The sequence below is a fragment of the Nostoc sp. EspVER01 genome (genome assembly GCF_034530635.1).
In the GTDB taxonomy this organism is placed as follows: domain Bacteria; phylum Cyanobacteriota; class Cyanobacteriia; order Cyanobacteriales; family Nostocaceae; genus Nostoc.
In genome coordinates this window covers 63,139-85,498 of sequence record NZ_JAVRCS010000013.1, presented here as the reverse complement: position 1 = coordinate 85,498, position 22,360 = coordinate 63,139, and the positions used below count along the sequence as shown (strand labels likewise).

Genomic DNA, 22,360 nt, shown 5'->3' with positions numbered 1-22,360 from the left:
TAGGGATAAATGTTTTATTTTGCTGTGGGTAGCTAAATAAACAACTGGATATTTATATTTCTAGATTAGAAGAAGTTTAAAATTGCTCAGTTGTCTATGAGAGCAAAATTTAGTAAACAAGCTATGCAAACAATTACCGATATTGGCACACTGATTGTCAGCACACCGGGAACCTGTGGTGGTCGCCCTCGGATTGCGGGACACCGGATTACGGTACATAATATTGCGATCGATTTCAACGCAGGCGTGAAACCGGAAGAGATAGTTGTCCAAAGACCACAGCTAATGTTGGCACAAGTTTATGCCGCGCTAGCTTACTACTATGCTAACCAGCAAGTAATTGACAGGGAGATTGCCGCAGAAATTGAAGAATACGACCGTTTGGAAGCTGAGTACACGGCGAAGAGACAGTGAGCCAAATTCGTTTGTATTTAGATGAGGACAGTGTTGAGAAGTCCCTAATCAAAGCTTTCTGTAATGCAAACTTGGATGTTGTGACAGTGGCCGATGTGAGCAGGCAGAGCTATTCTGATGATGAGCAGCTAATTTGGGCAACAGAACAAGGGCGTGTTATCTATAGCTACAACCGAAGAGACTTTTGCTGCTTACATAACGAGTTTTTAGCCACAGAAAGAAATCATGCTGGCATTATCTTGTTGCAGCAACAACGCTATTCCGTAGGGCAACAGTTACAAGGGTTGCTCAAGTTGGTTGCTACTCGTTCGGCTGAGGAGATGGTAAACCAACTAGTATTTTTGAGTGCTTATATTGATAAAAGCTCTTAACGTTTTAAATACTTATTTAAATACTTAATATTAGTTAATCTTAGGAATAGTTGCCAACAAAAAGTTTTAACAGAAGTTCCCAAGCGATAACATTTGCGGACGATATCTAAGGCAAAGTATGGTACGCGCAGTCGCAGTGGGTAAAACACGGGCAGATATAACCAGTAGTAAGCCTTTTTTAGGTTATTCCACTTTGAGCAAGCTTCTTGATGCAGGAAATCTGATATATCTACGACTAATCCTCTGCCTTGGTACATCATGACATTACGCCCGTGGACATCATGAGGGTGGAGTCCACGACTTCGCGCATAGTCAAGAGCTTCATCAATGTCCTTTATTACCTGCTTGGGAATTAGTAAACCAAAGTGCATACAATCGTAGAGGGTTGTTCCATAAAGCCGTTTCAAGACTAAAAACCCATCCTTGGCGTACAAACACTCAGAAAAGGCTGGATGAGAACCTAGACGATGGTAAACCTCTACTTCCTCTTCAAAGCCTATCCTTCCTGGGGCATAAATCTTAACTACACAGTCAGGGGAATCGGGGTGATAAACTACTACTGCGTAATTTCCTCTGCCAAGTAGGCGCCAAGGTTGTGGAAGATAGCTTACCTTAATTGGATCGCAGGGATTGACACTTTCAATCTGTAATCTAGGCAGTAGTTCCTGATAAATGTTTTTGACTAACTGTTTTAGGGGCAATTTGTCCATATTAATTCCTTAGCCAATTTACGAGGTTTGGGAATAAGGTTGACTTGAGTGAATTACGACCTAAATGATACCGTTGCAACTTCTCGTTAACGGTAGAGATGGCAATTTTTATCTACAACTCATGTGATATTGATTTTTCTACCAACAATTCTGATGCTGCTTCACCCTCACCCAGGTTATCAGAATTAACAGATTTAGAAAAACCATCTGCTACATCTTTGATAAAACCAGCTACAGGTACCGCAACTAGTAAACCCAAGACTCCACCAACATTGGTTCCTACAAGCAGAGCAATTAATACCCATATTGGTCTAATGCCAGTAATTTTACCTAAAAGACGTGGTGCGATCGCCTGATCGATTAACTGATCGATAACAACAGCTACCGCAAAAACCTTAACTGCTAACCAAAAGTCATGTGAGGCTATTATTAAAGTTATTAAAACAAGACTGACGACATCACCAAAGGGAATTAAGCTCAAAAGCCCAACTCCCAAACCAAAGAGTAAAGCAAACTGGACTTGAAAACCTAAAAACAATAATGTTATGGAAACACCCATCAGCAAAGCCAAAGTTCCCTGACCAATCAAGTAATTTTGGAAATTTTGCTGAATAGACTGGCTTATTTGCTGGGCAAGATTTCCAGGTAACTTCTTAAATATCGCCTCCCAAATTCTTGGGCCATCTAACAACAAGTAAAAAGTTAGCACTACTGTGATTAACGCCTCAGAAATACTATCAATTGTATCTATGATAATACTTAAAAGTTTATCGGAAACAAACTCTATTTCATTAGGTAATTGGTCAGTAATTTTTGCTAATAGCTGACTTAGATTCACATTTAATTTATGTTTAAAAAACCAATTATTGACACTCTGAAGTTTTTCTTCGCTAGAATCAATCCATTGGGGAAAGACTTTAACCATTTCATTAAATTGCTCTAAAACAATAGGTACTAATGTGATACCCAAAGCCACAACAATTACCAATGCTAATATAAAAACTAATGCTACTGCATAGCTGCGTTTAACTCTCCGCTGTTGGAGAATCGAAACAGGATAGTTTAAAACGAATGCAAGCAAAGTAGCCAATACAAGAATTGTGAAGACAGGTTGAAAGTTTTTAACTAGCAAAAATGCCAGCCAACCATTGAGAAATACTATAGGAAATAACAACGTAAAAATTAACCATCTAAGTAGTTGATTCAGTGAAAAATTCATAATTAATTTTAAAGCGAAAATTATTCTATTTACTACATTTAACCGAGTAATTAAATCTGCTCAACAGGAAGTAGACAATAAAAATATTTCCCGATTCTCCACTTCCCATTATTTAAATGATTAACTTTCAGCCAAAGCTGAAAATTGCTCCTCATTTATTCGCCCTGCTTGATAGAGAGTATTAGTGATTTCCGAAATAGTTAAAACCGCATGACTGCAATAACCATTTTGCTGTAACCTATCTTTCACCCCTTGTTCATGGTCGATAAATACCACAATATCATTAACCTTTAATCCTGCTGATTCCAACTTTCCTGCCCCTTCCATGACACTTTTGCCGCTAATGAGAATATCATCAACCACTACAACTGTTTCACCAGCATGAAAGTTACCCTCAATTACTCTTCTAGTTCCGTGTGCCTTCACCTCTTTACGCGGGAAAATCATCGGACAGTGAAGGCGCAAAGCTAAACCAGTCGCAGTCGGTAATGAACCATAAGGAATACCTGCTAATCTATCAAAATTTAGGTTCTTCAAAATATCCTCATAAGCTGTAAGAACTTGATTAAAAACTTGGGGGTTGGAAATAATTTTGCGTAAGTCGATGTAATAAGGAAATATTGCTCCTGATGCTTGGACAAAGCTGCCAAACATAATGCAATCAAGATCGTAAAGTTGTAAAATCAAATCTTGGTGGGGATGCTGATTTAGAAAACAAACATCAGGAAACCACACAGAACAAGTAGAATTTTCGTGAACAATTTCAGTTTTTATTTGATTTATTTCTGCACGTAAAGACTGGACTTCTTCTGATAATTGGGTATTTCCCAACATATCTTGAGGGACAGGAATCAGTAAACCATCACCATTACTATTCAAGCCAGCTTCTAAAATTTGTTTCAGGTTTTTACCCTCCGCCCAGATGCTACGCGCCATAATAATTCGTTCAGGTGCAACTGCTCGAATAAGTGCTAAAACTTCAGGATTTGTAGTTCCCACTTCCAAACCCAATTGTTCTGGAGTTCCCCAGGTTTTTGATTCTTTTACTACCTGTAAATAAAGGGGTGATTCCTTTGTAGGATATTGCTGTAGAGCTTCTGCACCTGGATTAGAAGTACAACATAAAATAAACACCGCTTTATCAGGATAGACCAAAAAAGGTGCTACGTGATCTTGTCCTGTATAGGGACTGAGAGTGATTGCGTCCACCTGCCATTGTGTAAACACAGTCTGGGCAAAGATGGTACTAGTATTTAAGTCACTGTGTTTAGCATCTAAAATCACTGGGATATGGGCTGGAATAGCTGCTAAAGTTTTGTACAGCAGTTCTAAACCAGGAATACCTAAAGCTTCGTAAAAGCCAAGTGTCGGTTTATAAGCACAAACGTAATCAGAAGTTTCCGCAATAATGAATTGTAACCACTTCTCCAAACCAGCGATGAGTTCTTCAGATTCATAACGCCCAGGCATCATCTCTGGATTTGGATCGAGTCCTACAAATAGTAAGCTTTGATTTTGTAAGATATTTCCATTCAATTTATCAAAAAAGTTCATTTTTTTTAAAGAGTCATTGGTCATTTGTCACTTGTACTGAGTTTCGACTGCGCTCAACTACCGCGAAGTCGTTCGCGTAGCGTCTCGTAGAGAAGTATTTGTCATTTGTCATTTGTCTTCTCGTTTATTTATCTCCATGACCATAGTTTGTTTACTAAAACATTGATTCTGTTAGTTGAGTACCTCCAGCTTTTTTCCCTAATTGATAGTGAATTACTACAAATAAGATAACCATCGGTACTGAGGCAAAGTGAACAATTCGCAATGCTTGCCAATCGCCAAAGCAATCCACAATCCAGGGAAATTGAGCAGGTTTATACATTCCTATCCCTGTAAATAATGCCAGCAGCAAAATAGGAATAATTGCTGTATAAGCAATCCGATGCCAAGCATAAATTAGGCGTTGGGAATTTTGAGTTTTTTGTAATGCTTTGAAGTCATTAGCACCGACAAAGCGATGTCGCCAGCGCCGGGTAATTAAAATGTAAATTCCATACCACAACAGATTCAGTGAGAATAGCCACATTGCGGCAAAATGCCAGTGTCTACCTCCTGCAAGCCAACCTCCTAAAGTAAATATCGGCGGAATGTGCAAACCTGCGCGTCCACCAAAAACAGGGTTGGCGTTGTAAATTTGTAGTCCACTGGTGAGCATGATAAATAGACTAATGATGTTACACCAGTGGAAAATTTTGGCTCCTATTGCTTGAGTGGGTCGCTTTCGAGTTGGAGAGGAAACCTTGGAAGTCATAAATTTTGACTGATAAAATTTGCTGTTTATCTGTCTTGGGTAAATAGCCCAGCAAGTTTGGATGGGTATTACTCACTTTTATTTTCCCATCATTTAGATTCAGTATTTTGACATTGATGGTCTACCATCTGCTGTTTTAGCTGTCAGTTTAGGTATGGCTAGGGTTGTTCTAAGCTAAATTACGCCTACCTAATGTGAATTAACGTGAGTTCGACAAGTCTTATTTGACCTCTCCCCCAGCCCCTCTCCGACGCGGAGAGGGGAGCAAAAAGCTTAATTTTTCGTTTCTCCTCCCTTTCCGTTTCGGAGAGGGAGGCTGGGAGGGAGAGGTTCATCGAACTCACGTTGAATTAAAGTCCAGATACATTACCAGTAGACCAGTGTCAATCCAATACCTAAATCAGCAGCGTAGCAGTACAGGATTGCTCTTTCTTGGTGGAATGGGGTTTTCTGACGACCCTAGAGTTGTCAAATTATCAGATTTTGGCTGGCGAATGCGAGAGCGTTTTTTATCGAGTATGTATTGGTGATAAACGCGGTTTACTTTTCAGACATCCTTTAAGATTAAAACATCAACAGGTATCAAACATCATTTAAGCAAGGAGAATAAGATGGCTGGCACAAATAATCTCACAGGTGTGAGAAATCCTGGTCTTGCGATCGCCGATCCCCTCATTGGTAGCACTGATGCAAAAACTCCTCAGATATTGGAAGTTACTGGTCAAGGAGAAGTCAGTGTTGCTACCACTTTAACTGATGTAGAATTGGGGATTAAAGTACAGGGAAAAACTGCAACCGAAGTTCAAGAACAAGTTGCTCAACGTTCAACAGCGGTAGTTGATGCACTGCAAAAGCTTGGGGCGAAAGAACTTCAAACTACATCTATTCAACTCAATCCTGTCTATAGCTATGAAAATGGTACTCAAACCCTCACCGGCTTTGAAGGCCTCAACACGCTTCAGTTTGAGTTACCAACAAATCAAGCTGGGGCAGCAATTGACAAAGCTATTCAAGCAGGCGCAAATGTCATACAGAATATCAGCTTCAGTGCCTCAGACGAAGTATTGCAACAGGCACGCCTGCAAGTTTTGAGCGAAGCTGTTAAAGATGCTAAAGCTCAGGCTCAGGCTGTTTTTAGTACTTTGCAGTTAACCCCCGGACAGATTATTGACATTGATATTAACTCAGATGATAATCCTAGACCATCTCCATTGGTGTCTAATCTAACAGCAGATAAGGTTTCGGCAGCAGCTAGTACAACTCCTATAATTGGTGGTTCTCAGACGATAGAAGCTAGTGTTTCTCTAGATATCAGTTATTCTCCAAATTCAGCAGGAACTCTTGCTTCGGCTACTGATAATCTCATCGGTGTGAGAAATTTGGGTCTTGCGATCGCCGATCCCCTCATTGGTAGCACTGCTCAGATATTGGAAGTTACTGGTAAAGGAGAGGTCAGCGTTGCCACTACTTTAACTGAGGTGCAATTGGGGATTAAAGTAGAGGGAAAAACTGCAACCGAAGTTCAAGAACAAGTTGCTCAACGTTCAACAGCGGTAGTTGATGTACTGCAAAAGCTTGGGGCGAAAGAACTTCAAACTACATCTATTCAACTAAATCCTGTCTATAGCTATGAAAATGGTACTCAAACTCTCACCGGCTTTGAAGGCCTCAACACACTTCAGTTTGAGTTACCAACAAATCAATCTGGGGCAGCAATTGACAAAGCCATTCAAGCAGGTGCAAATGTCATACAGAATATCAGCTTCACTGCCTCAGACGAAGTATTGCAGCAGGCACGACTGCAAGTTTTGAGCGAAGCTGTTAAAGATGCTAAAGCTCAGGCTCAGGCTGTTTTTAGTACCTTGCAGTTAACTCCCGGACAGATTATTGACATTGATATTAACTCAGATGATAATCCTACACTATCTCCCTTCGTGTCTAATCTAATAACAGATAGGGTTTCTACAACTCCTATAATTGGTGGTTCTCAGACGATAAAAGCTAGTGTTTCTCTAGATATTGGTTATTCTCCAAATTCAGGAGTGATTCTCGATCTACCTCTTAATGGATTGCAGCAAATTGCTTAATTAGGGACTTATGCCAATACGGTTCGGTTAAGGTTTTTTGATGAAAATTCTAAATCGCAAAGACGCGATAAATCGCCGTCTCTACAATAATCAGTCGTTTTGTCTTGACGGCGATTCATTGCGTCTCTTGCCTTAACCGAACAGTATTGCCATATCTTGTTCTTTGTGGACATTTTTTTCAAGGCATAAAAATGGGATTTACAGCGATCGCTAATTGGACTGCTTATGAAGGAAACATGGATTTCTGAGCGCCGGGTGATTCAATTGCCTGGATTAACTATCGATCGCCATATCTCAGCACCGAACGAGCTTGAATTCCCTGGATGCAACCATCATCTGCTTTGTCTTTTGTTGAGCGACCATAATCAACAAAAAATCACTCATATCGGCGAACAAAAATCGGAAAAGTCTCAAGCTAAAGGAGATTTCTGGATTTGTCCTGCGAAGATGTCGGGGGTTTGGGCGTGGGAGAGTACCGATGAATCATTGATGTTTGCGATCGATCCATTGTTTTTGTCTCAAACGGCAGATGAAGTCGGGGGGCTGAATGAAAACAAAGTTGAATTGCTCAGTACGGTAAATGCCCACGATCCACAGATAGAAGCGATCGCTCGTTTGTTTCAAGCAGAATTTGACACGGGTGGAATCGGTGGAAATCTTTATGCCGAATCACTGATACAAGTGTTGATAATTCACTTGCTGCGACAATATTGTGCATTTTCACCAAAAATGCAGCCTGATGTGAGAGAGATGCCCAACAATCGACTCCGACCAGTGTTGGACTACATTCATAGCTATTTAGATCGACCGCTACATCTGGCTGAACTGGCAGAAATTGTGGGCATGAGTCAATATTATTTTTGCCGATTATTTAAACAGTCAATGGGTGTAGCGCCCTATCAATATGTGCTGGGGCAACGAATGGAAAAAGCTAAAGAACTATTGCAACAAAGAAAATATGCGATCGCAGAAATTGCTCTGCTTGTTGGTTGTGCAGATCAAAGCCGTTTTACAAGGCATTTTAAAAAATATGTCGGAGTCACACCCAGGATGTTTTTAAAGAAAAAGTAAAACTCTGCAATGCTAACTGCGTAGGCGTAGCCCACCGTAGACATCGCAAGAATGACCTAAATCATGATTAGATATAGCAAGAAAAGTCTATCGTTTATCCAGCAGCACACTGTACCTTCATTTGTGGGATCTACGGTTGATGAACCCACAAATCAACAAAACCGATTAACTAAATTTATGAGAAGAATTAGTCGTATTTTGCTTTCTATTGTTCTCGTCAGCACTGCTGTAGTTTCCGTAGCAGTCGATTGGAACGCGACTCACCTCTTTAACTCTGAATGGCATCCCCATGCTAAATTTCATGATGCAGTAATGCTGTGGTTGCTCAGTGGCATGAGTATTGTGGCGCTGTGGTTACTATGGCGACGAACAACTGAACCTGACATCGCTTATACCTTTGCCATGTTAGTACCTGTAATCTTCTGGTCGCCCTTTTTCTTTGTGACGCTAGTGGTTCCTGGAACCAGTTTGCAAGCCGATCTGAAAGAACCTCCACCAATCATAGGAGGCATTCCGATTTATCCTAACGTCGCCGTTGCAACAGTCAGCGTTATTTTGGCGTTGATTGGCTATGGTTTGTACCGCGCTTCTAAATCGGAAACGAGTAGTTTATGAACAGGCCGATGCTGATTTTAGGTTTAGCATTGCTAGTTAGTTTCCTGCCGAGTCAATCAGCCGTGGCTCATATCGGACATGGTAGCTTTCTGATGCAAAATCTGGCTCAGATGACCCTCTCTCCATCCTTAATGTTCAGTGGTATTGGCATCGCTTTGGTGGCTGGAGCCGGACACGCTCTTTCTCCTGGACACGGAAAAACGATGGTAGCAGCATATCTCGTTGGTTCGCGGGGCACTCCTGGGCAAGCAGTTGTGCTGGGATTGGTGACAACTCTTACCCACACAATCAGCGTTTTTGCACTGGGTATTCTAGCTTTATTATTATCTCAATATATTTTACCAGAGCAATTGTATCCATTTCTTAGTTTATTGAGCGGATTGATGGTCTGTAGTGTTGGTTTTTGGTTACTCGATCGCTATCTCAACCCCGCACCAGAGCATCATCACACTCACAATGATTCTGAGCATCACCATACTCACAACGATCGCCATCATTCTGCAAATCAAGTTACATTACAGTCTCTTTTAACTTTGGGGATAGCTGGTGGTTTAGTTCCTTGCCCATCAGCGCTGGTATTATTGTTGAGTGCGATCGCACTTCACCAAACTGCATACGGTTTAATTTTGGTGTGTGCATTTAGTGTGGGATTGGCAGTTGTACTAGTAACCATTGGTTTATTGATTATTTATGCTCACCAATGGCTGAAGCGTTTTTCATGGGTTCAACCATTGCAGCAGTATACGCCGATAATTAGTGCGATCGCGGTGATTATCGTAGGAAGTGTACTGATGGCTTGTGCTGTAATTTAGGTGTTCAAAAGACAATACCAAATGTATCAAACTCAGATATTGTGAATGTATCGACTTGCAAAAATTAATATCTCCTCCCCAAAGTTCATTACCTAAAAGCTGGCGTGTTTTCTAATCGCGGCATAGTGTCTTGGTGTTGTATTCATCTCAATCACCAACTCTGTCCCTTGACCTAATTGAGAATTACACTTAAGTTTTCCTTGATGTTTTTCAACTATAATTTGCCGACTAATTGATAGCCCTAGCCCTTGACTTTTACCTATTGGTTTGGTTGTAAAAAACGGTTCAAATATATGTCTTTGGATGTGGGGAAGTATACCTTTGCCATTGTCAAAAATGCGAATGATAACTTTGTGTTTTTTTCCTAGTAGTTTGTCATTTACCCAAGGTTCATGATTATTGACCAATGATAAATGACTGCTAATAACTTCTGTATGAATCAAAATTTTGGGAGTAAAAGAATCATCATACTTCATCCTCTCTTCTAAAGCATCAATAGCATTAGTTAAGATGTTCATGAATACCTGATTTAGTTCACCAGGATAACACTCAATTAAAGGTAATTCACCAAAAGTTTTAATTACTTTAATCTCTGCTCTATCAGGTTTTTCTTTGAGACGATGTTGCAAAATCCTGAGAACACTATTAAATCCTTCATGTATGTCAACCTTTTTCATTTGACTTTCGTCAGAGGTGGAAAAATTACGCAAGGCGAAAACAATATCTTTGACGCGCTCAGAACCGGCTCGCATTGACCATAGTAATTTTAAAAATTCTGTCTTCACGAAACTAAGGTCAAGGTGTTGCAAATGTAAGGCAATAACTGGGGTAGGCGTGGGATAGTGATGTTGGTAAAGTTCAATAATTCTGATTAAATCTTCAGCGTATTTACTAGCCGGATGGAGATTACCGGAGATAAAGCTAACGGGGTTGTTAATTTCGTTAGCCATATCCGCCACCAGTTGACCAAGATTAGCCATTTTCTGGTTCTGCAATAACTGCTTTTGGGTATATTTGAGTTCTTCGAGGGTAGTTTCTAGCTGCTCTGATTTTTCCCTAACTTGGTCTTCGGTAGACTGGCGTTGAGCAATTTCGGTTTGGAGTTGTTCAAATAGTTGGTATTGTTGAGTAGCGTAGGCGCAGCCCGCACTTCGGCTCATTTCGGCTACGCTCAATGACCAACGCTCAGTGACCGTCTTAGACATCGCCTTATCCTGATTAATATCCTTGTGCGTTCCCACCATCCGCGCTGGTTTACCGAATTTATCCCACTGAAATACTTTGCCACAAGTCAAAATCCACTTCCACTCCCCGGATTTAGTCAACATTCGCAATTCGACTTCAAACACAGGTATGCATCCTTGGAGATAATCGTGCAATACCTGGCGAATTCTTGGTAAATCCTGTGGATGTATAAGTTGTTCAAAGGATTTATAATCGTTGTCGATTTCGTCTACTTTATATCCCAGGATGCTTTTCCACTGGGGATCGTAATAGGTTTTGTCAGTTACCAGATTCCAATCCCACAACCCCAAGCCACTAGCGATTAGTGCCATTTGTAAGGCGGCTTGTGAGCATTGGCAAGGATCTAAATTTTCTAGAGATAAGTCTTTGGCTTCGGGGAAACTTTGAGAATCTTGTACTGAAAGTGGAGCTTCCGATTCATGGGTAGCGGGTTTTTGGATATGCATAGCTGCTGGTACGATGAGGAAGATATTCTGTAGCTTTCTCTCTACGCTGTTTTAGCACCCTAAAGATTCAGTTATGGGCAAATCGCCTAGTTGGTTTATTAGGCTGTAACTTAAGTCAGGGATATATCAGCCCATATCATAAATTGGCATGGAATTTAGAAGAATGTAACCTCTGTTGCGATCGCAATAGCAATCTTTTAGAAAACAATCGCTACATTGTGTGCATCTACATTCTAAGATATGTCTAAAAAAAGTAGTTCAAGTCACATATAATTACCTAAAAACCCCGAAAAATTTGTAAAAAAAATTCTATGATTAAATCACGCCAAATAATTTAAGGATGCAAAAAATTGTCAAGGCTTTTTTGTAGCTTTTTTAGTCAGGGCTGGCCGCTATGCATAGAAGGCAGCCGACATTGACCGTGCCAATTTTAGATTTTAGATTATTCGGTTCAGATCAATCCAAAATCACCAATCCAAAATCCAAAATCAGTTGACTTACAAAGCTGAATGGTGTGAAAAAATATCATACTGAATTAGAGTCAATGAGTAATGACTATAGATGAACTAGTATTGCTACTAAAAGCCAGTCAAGCAACCGGTTTAACGACGCTCCAAGAATTGATATTGCGTTCTTCATGGGAAGGAAAAACCTACACTAATATAGCTAGTGAAGCGCACTACGGCGAGGAACGTGTCAAGAAAACCGCTGCTCATTTATGGCAAGTACTGAGTAATTTTTGCAAAGAACCAATACATAAATCCAACTTTCGCCAGACTCTAGAAAATCACCCTTTTAGCGAAGCACATCAGCAGTTAATTAAGGAATTCAACCGAGCCGCCACAGCGATATCCTTAGAATTTCCTACTGGCCCAGTATCTCTTAATTCCAGATTTTACATCCCTCGCCCGCCAATTGAAGAACTCGCTTACGTAGAAATGGCTGAACCTGGGAGTGTAATTTGCATCAAAGCGCCCAAAAAGATGGGAAAAAGCTCTTTGATTCTCCGGTTGCTTGCACACGCTAACAAACAAGGCTTTCGCACCGTAACTTTGGACTTTCAGCAAGCAGACAAAGCAGTATTTGCCAGTTTGGATAAATTTTTGCGCTGGTTCTGTGCCAATGTTAGTCGGGAGTTACAGCTAGAAACAAAACTCAATGATTATTGGGATGAAGATATGGGTAGCAAAGTCAGCTGCTCTATCTATTTCCAAAAATATTTACTGTCTGCGCTCTCAAGTCCCTTGGTTTTAGTATTAAATGAGGTGGATTGGGTATTTGAGTATCAGGAAATTACTGGAGAATTGCTACCATTAGTGCGATCGTGGCATGAACAAGCTAAAAGGGTAGAAATTTGGCAAAAATTACGTCTGGTTCTGGTTTATTCAACGGAAATTCTTGTTCCCATAAAACTGACTCAATCGCCATTTAATATTGGTTTGACAATTAATTTACCTCCTTTTACGAAAGAGCAGGTGCAGGATTTAGCACAACGTCATGGCTTGGATTGGACAGATGGTAAAGATGCCGATAGTTTGATGGCAATGGTGGGAGGAAATCCTTATTTGGTGCGATTGGCATTGTATCACCTTGTGGGTAAAGGCGGATTAAAAGGGGATTTAGGGCAATTATTGCAACAAGCACCCACAGAAGCCGGAATCTATAACCAGTGTCTAAGGCAGTATTTACTAGCACTTCGAGATGAGCCAGAATTGGAAGATGCTTTTTATGAAGTGATTAATACTACAAATTATGTAAAATTAGAGCCAAGATTGGCATATAAATTACAAAGTATAGGGCTAATTAATTTAGAAGGCGATCGCAGTACTCCTGCGTGTGAATTATATCGGTTATATTTCCAACAATATCTCAAAAAAAGTGAGCATTTCCACAATATTCATGTTGAAAGGTTGAGGCAAGAAAATCAACAGTTTCTCTTCCTCTCTAGTTTAGATGAACTAACTCAATTAGTTAATCGCCGCTACTTTGAAAGCTACCTACAAATTGAGTGGCAAAATTTCGCTAGTCAAAACACTCCAACATCACTGATTTTGTGCGATATCGACTATTTTAAAATTTATAATAAAACTTATGGTAGAGCGGCGGGAGATGAGTGTTTACGACAAATCGCTAATACTATCTGTAACAGCATTAAAGACTCACTAACTCATAGCAGTTTCTCATATAGTAGGAATATCAATTGTTCTACCAGTAGTGCTTTTGTAAGTTCCCAAAGAGGAGATTTTCGAGACGAAAGCAGTAGAGTATTAGTGGCTCGTTATGGTGGTGAAGAATTTGCCATTCTTGCTCAAATAGATGTTACTGCTGCAATGGATATTGCCGAATATATTCGAGAGCAAGTAAAAGTTTTAGAGATTAAATGTGAGTATCCTAGCATTGGTGGTTTACCTGCTGCTGTTTTAACCGTCAGCTTAGGTGTGGCTAGCGTGATTCCGGCAATAGGAACTGAACCTGCTACTTTAGTTAATGCTGCTGAAGAAGCACTCAATCAAGCCAAAAGAAAAGGACGCGATCGCGTTGTAGTTTAATCTAAAAATTAGAAGCAATTGAAGAAGAAGTCAGAATTCAGGAGCGGAGCCGGAGACGCTCTCTACGTTCCCTGCGGGACGCTTACGCGAACGCGCAGCGTGTCGCAGACAGACGCTAAAAGTGTAGCTTGCAACTCTTACAGAGTAAGCGGACTCGCTTGCCACCGGCGCTATCAGTCGGGGATTCAGACCCGCGACTTTCTTGTTGACCAATAAATTTTCAATAAGCGTAGGGGTGCAAAAACGCCGATTATTCAGACGCTTTTTCGGTCAGAAAACATTGCTGAATTCTGACTCCTGACTCCTGAATTCTGTTCGATAAAAATAGCGATTGACAAGACTTTTTGTTGCCGATGAAGCTTCCATCACTAGCTTGGGAATAATAAATCATGCTTGAGAAATATTTGTAATAAATCTCAGCAAATTAGGTGTGTTTACTATCGGCAATTAAAGGAACAGTTTGTTAATGAAAGTCAGTTCATCAGGGATTAAGCTAGGTTTTGTAGCTGTTAGTAGCAGTTGTCTTGCGGCAGTCGCGATCGCTATGAGTGGAGCAAGTGCAATTGCTGCTCAATTCATCACAATTGAAAGCACCGGCACATTATCAGGAACTATCGAACTTCCCAGAAATAATCCCAATTTCAATAATAGTACCACTCGTATTGATACGGATGAAAATGGAACTTATTACCGGAATTTAGGCACTAATAATAATCCTAATTATGTTCCTGTATACCAATCAGACTATTTACAGGTAGAAACACGCTCCGATGGAAGTCTGCATCACTTTGTTGACTTTAAAGGTATTCCAATTGTCTCGTTTGATGGTGTTTTGACATCGCCGGTGCTTTCTGGTGGTCAATTGACTACCTTTCTTTACCAGGGACAATTGTCAGGAACCACATTTCAAGGAGTAGTTCAAGATGAATTTAATCTGACAAAAGCTTTCTACACTGGTACTGTCACTGACCCAAACACCGGAAAGAAATATCAAGGTACTTTTGAAGTGAGTGGATATGGGGAGCGATATAGTAATCCCAATGGTAATTTAACTCCCACGGTCTTTGATTTCCAGTCTGATATCCCAGGTTTCCCAGGCGTAACATCCTTGACCATAACTAACGCTAGTTTGGCAAATCTAAGAATCATAGTACCTATAAATGAAACTTCTATTCCAGAACCCGCTAGTCTTCTCGGAACTCTGATGGTAGCTAGTTTTGGTGTCGTTCTGAAAAGAAGAAAAGACAGCGGACTTAGGAAGACGTTTTAAAACTGAAAGGTTGTTGTAAAAAAGCTCACAAGGCTGAAGCTGAATTGTAAAAATCAGTGCCTTGTGAGCAAATAATCTTAGAAAATAAGGACTAAAGTCCTTACTACGAACTTATTTATCTATCAATTTAAAATAAGCCGGACTTTTGCAAATCCGGCTGAGTTTAATCAATCATCTATACGCAGTAGCTTGCGGTAAAACGGTTGTGAAAAATCGGTTATACGATAACGTTTATAGTTGTCCATAAGTTCAATTAAAAAATTAATAAACTCGAAACTAGCCATCATCAGTTCATAACTCAGGTCAGCATTACCATCAAACTGAATTCGGCAACGGGTTAAGTCTGAGGGTAAAGTAGCAACATTCCAGGAGGCGACAAAGGGGACATGTTCGCTGGCTTCTATTTTCCGATGTCCTTCCAAGACGCCTTTTTGATAAAGACTGATGGCATAGGGTAAGAAATTGCGCCTAGCGCCCTGAACATAAGGTAAGTAAACACTGGCTTGTTGTTGAGTTGCAGGCTGGAGTTGCTCAATAGACATAGTTAAATATTCCTCAAGTTAGTTAGCAACTAGGGATATTAGTGGATGTTAGTAGTATTCCCCAAAGATGTGTCTAAAGCACATAGTAGTCAGTGAAGAAGGGAATAGGGTACAGATTATTCCCTATCACCTGTCACCTATCTATAATCCCAATGCCCAATAAATGAAGTTACTACTAAGAAATATTAAAATTTCGGTTACAATAATGCTGCATTAACTGTTATCGAATCTGGAAACGGTAACACTAAAAATGCCTACTGTAAAGTGGTGGATGCCGTTATTGCAGTTTTTCCCAACAAAAAGCTGCTGCTACCTTGCGATTACTTTACCCAAACCGGGGTTCTCGTTGGAGAAAGTCCGACTCTACAAGCTTCCTGCCGAAGTGGCTATCAAAGGAATCAAGCTTCTGTCTAAGAGTAGTAAACGCGGTTAATATGAGGTAATTACGCACAGTGGCGGTGACAACAAAGGTAGTCCCAGGGGCTTTTGGCTTAGGGATAGCGGGTATTGCAGTTTGCCCATTCCGATTAATATCGGGAAAAGTAGCTTAGGGATATTTGTCCGTAAAATTACTAACTGTAGACAAATAGTGGTTTTTGAATCAAGCAACCTAACCTATGCCAGCGAATTCCTGGCCCGAAGAAGATTCTTATCAAGAGCTCGATCCGCTCAACTCCTTGTTGTCTGACCTATCAGTAGATGAGGAGTCAGTGTTAGAGACAAATTCTATGTCTCTACCATCCCGGTTTCAAGGTCGTAGAGGCAAAGCAGCTCTAGTCTTGACTATCGTCTGGAGTGGCACGATCGCTCTACATTTAGTTTCTTGGGCTTCAATTTTTATTCTAGGACTGACCACCATTCTAGGATTTCATGCTTTGGTGGTGGTGTTTACTAAATCCCGTCGCTATCCAAAAGAAATACAGGGAGATTTGCCTTCTGTTTCTGTGCTAGTAGCTGCGAAAAATGAGGAAGCGGTAATTGCTAAATTAGTCAAAAATCTTTGTAATCTGGAATATCCAGGTGGGCAGTACGAAATTTGGATAATTGACGATCACAGCAGTGATAGCACGCCACATTTATTAGCAGAACTCGAACAGAAACACGACCAACTGAAAGTACTAAGGCGTTCAGCAGAAGCTACTGGTGGCAAATCGGGGGCGTTGAATCAGGTATTGCCGTTGACAAAGGGCGACATTATAGCAGTATTTGATGCTGATGCCCAAGTAACACCAGACTTGCTGCAACAGGTAATACCTTTATTTCAAAGAGAAAACGTGGGGGCGGTGCAGGTGCGAAAAGCGATTCTGCAAGCAGACGCTAACGCGAACGCCAACGCTAAAGACAACTTTTGGACTAAGGGTCAAATGGCAGAAATGGCCCTTGATACCTGGTTTCAGCAACAGCGGACTGCCCTTGGTGGCATTGGCGAACTGCGGGGCAATGGCCAATTTGTCCGGCGTTCCGCCTTGGAAAGCTGCGGTGGCTGGAATGAAGAAACCATTACCGATGATTTGGATTTGACAATCCGCTTACATTTGGATAAATGGGATATTGAGTGTGTTTTCCATCCAGCGGTGCAAGAAGAAGGAGTGACAAATGCAGTTTCACTCTGGCATCAGCGTAACCGTTGGGCAGAAGGCGGTTATCAGCGCTATTTAGATTATTGGGATTTAATTCTCAAAAACCGCATGGGAACGCGTAAAACCTGGGATTTGCTGATTTTTATGCTGATTATGTATATCTTACCGACAGCAGCAGTCCCAGATTTATTAATGGCGATCGCTCGTCATCGTCCACCCATGTTAAGTCCGATCACAGGCTTATCCATTTCTATGTCGATGGTAGGGATGTTTACAGGTCTGAAGCGGGCGCGTCAAGATCAAAAGTTCCCACTTTCTACATATCTGACGATGCTGGTGCAAACCCTGCGTGGCAGTTTATATATGTTGCACTGGTTAGTCGTCATGAGCAGTACTACTGCCCGGATGTCGGTAAGACCAAAGCGCCTGAAATGGGTGAAAACATTGCATACGGGGAATGGGGAATAGCCCCTTTGGGGAATAAAAAATTCAAAATTAAAAATGCAAAATTACCAAAAATAATTTTGCATTTTTTATTCATCATCCACGTCTGCTTCTTCTACCCATTCTGGTGTAGTTATGGAATCGGAGAATTCTGGGAAATCATCTGCAAAACGGATAATTTGTCCGTTGAAGAATGTTGCTATACGTTGAGCTGCGATCGCTACTTCATCAGGTTCCCAATCAGGTGCGGGTGTTTGTTTTGGGGGTGGAGGCAAAGTTTGCGCCCCATTTCCATTTGCCCCATTTCCATTTACACCGTTTCCATTTACACCATTTCCATTTTTTGCTGCTGTCGGTGCTGGTGGTGGATTAGTTGGCTGTGGTGCTGACGCTGGAGGCGGAATTTGCTGGTTGTAGCTAGGTGTGGGTGGTTGCTGAACGCGAGTAGAGTCTTTTGGCGGAGGATTTCTTTTGGCGGAGGTAGAGTTTGAAGAAATTCCTTTTTCTATATTTATCTGGATTTCACGCTGGAAAGTCTGCTGGAAAGCTGCCGTAATCATCGGTAGATAAGATTTCCCCTTGTCATACCATGCCTGTTTGATAGCAATTCGAGCCATAACACCGTCGAACTCTATAAGTTGGCTCATTTGACGCAGCATTTCTTGCCTTGATTTTGGCTGGAGGTTGGCAAGCACTTGTTGCCAAATCTGAGTTAAGTCATATTCTGCTTCGCCAACAACTTCTGAAATTACTGGTTCAATGTTCGCAGGTGGCACAGGAACAGCAACAGGTTCTGGGGTTGGTGGTGAAACTGATTTAGCACCAGAATTGTCATTGGTTTGCTGTTCAACTAGAGGAGATGAAGTGATGGGCTGATTTTGGGCAGCAGCTTGATGATTGGCAGATGCAAAATTATGATTTGTTTTCGGTTCAGCCAGAGGTACAGAAGAGACTGGGTGATTTTGGGCAACTACTGGAGGATAGCTTGGAGATACAGCAGGTGTATTAACTCGCGCCGCGACACTTGGGGCTTGTGGCTGAATATTCGTCGCACTGGGTAACAATCCTAGTAATGTTACTTCCAACCACAAACGCGGCTGGGTGGTGTTTTTAATTTGCACTTCTGATGTTCGCAGGTGTTGCTGTCCCGCCAAAATCACGCTGATATCGAAGTATTGAGCAAATTCAACCAGCGCTGTCCAAGTTTGCTGAGTACAAGCAACCAAATCATGGCGGTTGGGTGCTGTTTTCGCTATGAGTAAATCGCGGTAAAAAGCAGCGAGATTTTGCAGAATAGTTAGGGGTTCTCGACCACGATCTAGGATGTAGTGAGTACAGTCTAGAACTGCTTCCGGTTTATCTTGAGCGATCGCATTTAAAAGCGCTAACAAGTCCTGTTCGCTTACCGTCCCCACCAAATCCCAAACTCGCTCTGGTGTGACTTCACCCGCTAACAAGCCCAATTGATCGAGTAGACTTTCGGCATCTCGTAACCCTCCCTGAGAAAGTTGGGCTACCAGGGTGACAGCATCGGGTGAAATATGAATGTTTTCTTTAAAGGCGATCGCACTTAAATGCTTCACCATCGCTTCTAATTGAATGCGTCTGAAATCAAACCTTTGACAGCGCGAAATAATCGTTGGTAACACCCGTTGCGGGTCTGTTGTCGCCAATACAAAAACTACGTGTTTCGGTGGTTCTTCTAATGTCTTAAGTAGCGCATTGAATGCCTGGGTACTAAGCATGTGGCAATTATGCACCAAAAGCCCATTCGCAACAAAGTTATGATTATCTGCTACTTCAATGTCATAGACTCGCTCGATCCCAGCGAGGTGAACAGATTCGACTGTCTCCAAACTTGTAATCCATCGAGGGGATGGAATATTGTTTAAGGTCTGCCAGCCATTTTCTACTGGTACTTGCCCCCAACCGTATATAGTGGTATGTCTTGCCTGTACTACTTCTGGTGTAAAATTTTGTTGTAGCTGAGTATCCCATTGCTGTAAGCCAAGTAGCAATGAGTTGGTTTTCTGTGACAGAGAATCCTTCAGTATGTAGTTGAATTTGTGGACTTCCTTCTGGACTGAGGGCAAGTGAACCATCATCGCAAAACCACCAAGCAATTCCCTCTGGGGTAATTCGATTAAGCCAGTCCATAGAGACGAGTTTTTTATCCCTATTCGGTTTAACGATGTCAAAGACATCTTTGAGTTGGGGATGGCAACCTGTGTTACAGGCAACTGATATGTTTCCGTATCCTTTGTTAGATGTAATTCGCAGTTTTGGACGTAACTCTTGAAGGCGATAGGCTTTGTATTCCAACCATTCTTGCTGCTTTTCTGAGTGCGTCCAACACAATCTGGGGAATCTGCTGTATTTATTGGGATAACTGATAGAGCAATCTCCAAGCAAGGTTCCGTAGATAAGCCCAAGTGCATTTGGTTGTATAACTGCCGCATCTGCAAGGAACTTTTCTGTTCTAAGTTCCCAAATTCCGTGTCCTTTTTTATATGGATGTTTTTCCCAGCGAGACTGGATACTGATGATTCCTCGCCCCTTTTTTTGTAAAAAGGTTGGGATATCAAGCTTTTCTCCACACCCGCAAGCACAGAAAGGTCGGAGTAATTCGGCTTGTTTAAGGATAGATTCCAGGTCGTATGATTTTTGCCCTGATGTATTTCCTTTAAACTGGTGTCCGCTAGCAAATCTCCGGGTGCGTCCATAGATACCAAATTTGTAAATGAGGATGCCGCATCCACATTCACAGGGGATAGTATCTTCACTCCTTCTTTTACGTTCTTTGCTGGTAGCCATCCCTGGTTTGTCCTAATTAAATGATTACCCGTACATCTAATTTCTCGGTTAGTTGTCTTTATAACCAGGGTTTGCCGTTCTCCTTGATCTAACCATCTGACAACTTTCTTGAATTCCCACTTAAGAGATGAGTCGTTATAACTCAGTACTTTCTTGCCTTTAATTTTGGGATCGTCAATTCTGTGAAGTCCCTCATCAGTCAAGACCAGAGAATCTCCAGTTAGGCATTCGTCGATTACATAAACCTTGTAGCGACACTGCACAGGAGCAAACTGGGCTTTTTCAATCAACTCGCGGATATTATCGACACCAGTGTTACTAGCGGCATCAATTTCAATTACGTCTAAGGCATACCCCTTGGTGATCCCCTGACAAACCTCACACACACCACAAGGTTCAGCAGTGGGCTGATCACCTTTGAGACAATTGAGGGATTTAGCCAAAATCCGGGCACTAGAAGTTTTCCCCGTACCTCTTGGCCCAGTGAATAAATAGGCAGGGGCGATTTTGGATGTGCCGATCGCGTTCGTGAGGGTGGTGGCGATCGCCTCTTGGCCCACCAGTTCAGCAAAACTTTTGGGGCGATATTTGTGGTGCAGGGGTTCGTAAGACATGGAAATATAGACTTCAATGCCTTTCAACGTTAATTAGTAGCACCGAGTCGAGTTGAGGATTCAATTATTTTAAACTCTCGTACCTGCTTTGTTGATCGATGTTGCCATAGCCCAAGACTCAACTAATGCCGTAAATTTTGGCACTCAGGAAAGCAAGCAACCAGAGCTTATCCTCTACTATGATTTCAACATCAATAGTATGGGAATTATAGCATATCATTTAGTACATTTGTTCTATATAAAGATTGGTCAGCAGGGGAGGCAGGGAGAGAAATAACTAATGACCAATGACTATACGTTTTATTTACTGAACTAACGCCATAGTCCAGTGCGATCGCTACAATTTTATAGATAAAGTAAAACTCGATGGTGCAGCAGATGCTCAAGCGGCTATTTCAATGGCTCAAAAAGCTTTTTCAGAGCTTGTTTGGTGGAAAACAGACTACCTCAAAATCTAGGGGGAATGTGGAAAAAGAACCAGCACCACCCTTGAGCGATACTGATCTGGAATTTCTCTTCAACGAACTGTTGCAAGGGGTACATCAAGCACGAGGGGAAGCATGGGCACAGAAGTGGCTGCATAATATTGAACATCGCATCACAACTCAAGACTGGGTTGAGTGGTTAGGGCGCTTTGGCGACAGATTGCTCGCATCTCCGACACCCAATAATGAAATGGCTGCGCGGTTAGTGCAATTGGGTGAGTTAAAAGTCGGAGAAATTGGAGATGTTGCCTATAATATCGGGATGCAGTTGTTGACACGCAATGAAGGCGAACCAGTTTGGGAATATGAAGGGCCAGATGCTTTTAGCACTCCTTTGCCCTCTGAGGTAGTTGCCCCAGTATCAGAGTCAGCAGATGCACCAGAAAACCTCCCAGAGGGAGAATACCAAACTGTCACCCTAGAACAGTTGTTTGTAATGTTACAGGAGGATGAAAATTTACGTCAGCAAATTGCTCAACAGCTTGCCGTTGAAACAGACGATCCACAAGTGCTTGTCCAGGCATTAATTAGTCAGTTATATCCTGACGGTCAATCGACTACAGAGCAAACTGAAAATTAACTGCTTGCCAGAATCAAATTCAAGAGTTAAACCTGGGAATTGTAACGTTGTAATGCTATGCTCTTGAAGATTTGTATATTTTTTGCTAACCTGCTACGGAAGCGCTGTCCGAATCTAATGGATTTTTACGTAATTGATGATTTTTTTAACACAACGATGGCTACAATCTAGAAAAACAAAATCCAAG

At 41.5% G+C, this 22,360-nt stretch carries 17 protein-coding genes; 10 read left to right on the top strand and 7 right to left on the bottom strand.

The window, feature by feature from the left end; all coding sequences use genetic code 11:
- The first annotated feature begins 96 nt into the window (after nucleotides 1-96).
- Both RMX69_RS13915 and RMX69_RS13910 read left to right on the top strand, forming a co-directional pair.
- A complete protein-coding gene (locus tag RMX69_RS13915) occupies nucleotides 97-414 on the top strand; it encodes a DUF433 domain-containing protein (RefSeq protein WP_289797652.1) in 318 nt (105 codons plus the stop codon).
- Complete coding sequence (locus tag RMX69_RS13910; protein ID WP_289797653.1) at nucleotides 411-785, top strand: DUF5615 family PIN-like protein; 375 nt, start codon at nucleotides 411-413, stop codon at nucleotides 783-785. The genes RMX69_RS13915 and RMX69_RS13910 overlap by 4 nt, the downstream gene beginning before the upstream one ends.
- On the opposite strand, the gene RMX69_RS13905 is transcribed toward RMX69_RS13910, so the two are convergent.
- The 4 genes from RMX69_RS13905 to RMX69_RS13890 all read right to left on the bottom strand — a co-directional run bounded on the left by RMX69_RS13905 (nucleotide 782) and on the right by RMX69_RS13890 (nucleotide 5,019).
- Complete coding sequence (locus RMX69_RS13905) at nucleotides 782-1,495, bottom strand: serine/threonine protein kinase (RefSeq protein WP_322637788.1); 714 nt, start codon at nucleotides 1,493-1,495, stop codon at nucleotides 782-784. The two genes, RMX69_RS13910 and RMX69_RS13905, sit on opposite strands and share 4 nt — an antisense overlap.
- Nucleotides 1,496-1,607: 112 nt before the next feature.
- The gene (locus RMX69_RS13900; protein ID WP_289797655.1) at nucleotides 1,608-2,714 is read right to left on the bottom strand and encodes an AI-2E family transporter; all 1,107 of its coding nucleotides are present in this window, start codon (nucleotides 2,712-2,714) and stop codon (nucleotides 1,608-1,610) included.
- A 120-nt stretch (nucleotides 2,715-2,834) separates the two neighbouring features.
- Entirely contained in the window at nucleotides 2,835-4,268 is a 1,434-nt protein-coding gene (locus tag RMX69_RS13895; protein WP_322637837.1) for a bifunctional orotidine-5'-phosphate decarboxylase/orotate phosphoribosyltransferase, read from the bottom strand.
- 154 nt (nucleotides 4,269-4,422) lie between these two features.
- Complete coding sequence (locus RMX69_RS13890) at nucleotides 4,423-5,019, bottom strand: cytochrome b/b6 domain-containing protein (protein WP_322637787.1); 597 nt, start codon at nucleotides 5,017-5,019, stop codon at nucleotides 4,423-4,425.
- A gap of 611 nt (nucleotides 5,020-5,630) precedes the next feature.
- Between RMX69_RS13890 and RMX69_RS13885 the strand changes: the two genes are divergently transcribed.
- The 4 genes from RMX69_RS13885 to RMX69_RS13870 all read left to right on the top strand — a co-directional run bounded on the left by RMX69_RS13885 (nucleotide 5,631) and on the right by RMX69_RS13870 (nucleotide 9,604).
- Entirely contained in the window at nucleotides 5,631-7,106 is a 1,476-nt protein-coding gene (locus tag RMX69_RS13885) for an SIMPL domain-containing protein (RefSeq protein ID WP_322637786.1), read from the top strand.
- 225 nt (nucleotides 7,107-7,331) lie between these two features.
- A complete protein-coding gene (locus tag RMX69_RS13880) occupies nucleotides 7,332-8,177 on the top strand; it encodes an AraC family transcriptional regulator (RefSeq protein ID WP_322637785.1) in 846 nt (281 codons plus the stop codon).
- A 63-nt stretch (nucleotides 8,178-8,240) separates the two neighbouring features.
- Complete coding sequence (locus tag RMX69_RS13875; RefSeq protein ID WP_289797658.1) at nucleotides 8,241-8,792, top strand: DUF6640 family protein; 552 nt, start codon at nucleotides 8,241-8,243, stop codon at nucleotides 8,790-8,792.
- Nucleotides 8,789-9,604 carry a nickel/cobalt transporter gene (locus RMX69_RS13870; RefSeq protein ID WP_322637784.1) on the top strand — a complete coding sequence of 272 codons (816 nt, stop codon included), beginning with the start codon at nucleotides 8,789-8,791 and terminating at the stop codon, nucleotides 9,602-9,604. Before RMX69_RS13875 ends, RMX69_RS13870 begins: the two co-directional genes overlap by 4 nt.
- Before the next feature lie 92 nt (nucleotides 9,605-9,696).
- On the opposite strand, the gene RMX69_RS13865 is transcribed toward RMX69_RS13870, so the two are convergent.
- Entirely contained in the window at nucleotides 9,697-11,295 is a 1,599-nt protein-coding gene (locus tag RMX69_RS13865) for a PAS domain-containing protein (RefSeq protein WP_322637783.1), read from the bottom strand.
- A gap of 551 nt (nucleotides 11,296-11,846) precedes the next feature.
- On the opposite strand from RMX69_RS13865, the gene RMX69_RS13860 reads away from it, so the two are divergent.
- Nucleotides 11,847-13,844 (top strand): AAA-like domain-containing protein, encoded by a 1,998-nt coding sequence (locus tag RMX69_RS13860; RefSeq protein WP_322637782.1) that lies wholly within the window; start codon nucleotides 11,847-11,849, stop codon nucleotides 13,842-13,844.
- 466 nt (nucleotides 13,845-14,310) lie between these two features.
- Nucleotides 14,311-15,114: a PEP-CTERM sorting domain-containing protein gene (locus RMX69_RS13855; RefSeq protein ID WP_322637781.1), complete on the top strand. Its 804-nt coding sequence runs from the start codon at nucleotides 14,311-14,313 to the stop codon at nucleotides 15,112-15,114.
- A 167-nt stretch (nucleotides 15,115-15,281) separates the two neighbouring features.
- On the opposite strand, the gene ebsA is transcribed toward RMX69_RS13855, so the two are convergent.
- Nucleotides 15,282-15,656 (bottom strand): type IV pilus biogenesis protein EbsA, encoded by a 375-nt coding sequence (gene ebsA / locus RMX69_RS13850; protein WP_289797664.1) that lies wholly within the window; start codon nucleotides 15,654-15,656, stop codon nucleotides 15,282-15,284.
- A 617-nt stretch (nucleotides 15,657-16,273) separates the two neighbouring features.
- Here ebsA and RMX69_RS13845 point away from each other — a divergent pair.
- On the top strand, nucleotides 16,274-17,704 hold the full coding sequence (locus tag RMX69_RS13845) for a glycosyltransferase family 2 protein (protein WP_322637780.1): 1,431 nt from the start codon (nucleotides 16,274-16,276) through the stop codon (nucleotides 17,702-17,704).
- 65 nt (nucleotides 17,705-17,769) lie between these two features.
- On the opposite strand, the gene dnaX is transcribed toward RMX69_RS13845, so the two are convergent.
- Complete coding sequence (gene dnaX, locus RMX69_RS13840; protein WP_322637779.1) at nucleotides 17,770-21,108, bottom strand: DNA polymerase III subunit gamma/tau; 3,339 nt, start codon at nucleotides 21,106-21,108, stop codon at nucleotides 17,770-17,772.
- Nucleotides 21,109-21,474: 366 nt separating this feature from the next.
- On the opposite strand from dnaX, the gene RMX69_RS13835 reads away from it, so the two are divergent.
- Nucleotides 21,475-22,173, top strand: coding sequence for a hypothetical protein (locus tag RMX69_RS13835; RefSeq protein WP_289797668.1), 699 nt, complete (start codon nucleotides 21,475-21,477; stop codon nucleotides 22,171-22,173).
- The last annotated feature ends 187 nt before the right edge of the window (nucleotides 22,174-22,360 follow it).

Coding starts and splice junctions, on each gene's coding strand:
- RMX69_RS13915 (WP_289797652.1), top strand. CDS start 97: ATGAGAGCAAAATTTAGTAAACAAGCTATGCAAACAATTACCGATATT.
- RMX69_RS13905 (WP_322637788.1), bottom strand. CDS start 1,495: ATGGACAAATTGCCCCTAAAACAGTTAGTCAAAAACATTTATCAGGAA.
- RMX69_RS13900 (WP_289797655.1), bottom strand. CDS start 2,714: ATGAATTTTTCACTGAATCAACTACTTAGATGGTTAATTTTTACGTTG.
- RMX69_RS13895 (WP_322637837.1), bottom strand. CDS start 4,268: ATGAACTTTTTTGATAAATTGAATGGAAATATCTTACAAAATCAAAGC.
- RMX69_RS13890 (WP_322637787.1), bottom strand. CDS start 5,019: ATGACTTCCAAGGTTTCCTCTCCAACTCGAAAGCGACCCACTCAAGCA.
- RMX69_RS13885 (WP_322637786.1), top strand. CDS start 5,631: ATGGCTGGCACAAATAATCTCACAGGTGTGAGAAATCCTGGTCTTGCG.
- RMX69_RS13880 (WP_322637785.1), top strand. CDS start 7,332: ATGAAGGAAACATGGATTTCTGAGCGCCGGGTGATTCAATTGCCTGGA.
- RMX69_RS13875 (WP_289797658.1), top strand. CDS start 8,241: ATGATTAGATATAGCAAGAAAAGTCTATCGTTTATCCAGCAGCACACT.
- RMX69_RS13870 (WP_322637784.1), top strand. CDS start 8,789: ATGAACAGGCCGATGCTGATTTTAGGTTTAGCATTGCTAGTTAGTTTC.
- RMX69_RS13865 (WP_322637783.1), bottom strand. CDS start 11,295: ATGCATATCCAAAAACCCGCTACCCATGAATCGGAAGCTCCACTTTCA.
- RMX69_RS13860 (WP_322637782.1), top strand. CDS start 11,847: ATGACTATAGATGAACTAGTATTGCTACTAAAAGCCAGTCAAGCAACC.
- RMX69_RS13855 (WP_322637781.1), top strand. CDS start 14,311: ATGAAAGTCAGTTCATCAGGGATTAAGCTAGGTTTTGTAGCTGTTAGT.
- ebsA (WP_289797664.1), bottom strand. CDS start 15,656: ATGTCTATTGAGCAACTCCAGCCTGCAACTCAACAACAAGCCAGTGTT.
- RMX69_RS13845 (WP_322637780.1), top strand. CDS start 16,274: ATGCCAGCGAATTCCTGGCCCGAAGAAGATTCTTATCAAGAGCTCGAT.
- dnaX (WP_322637779.1), bottom strand. CDS start 21,108: ATGTCTTACGAACCCCTGCACCACAAATATCGCCCCAAAAGTTTTGCT.
- RMX69_RS13835 (WP_289797668.1), top strand. CDS start 21,475: ATGGTGCAGCAGATGCTCAAGCGGCTATTTCAATGGCTCAAAAAGCTT.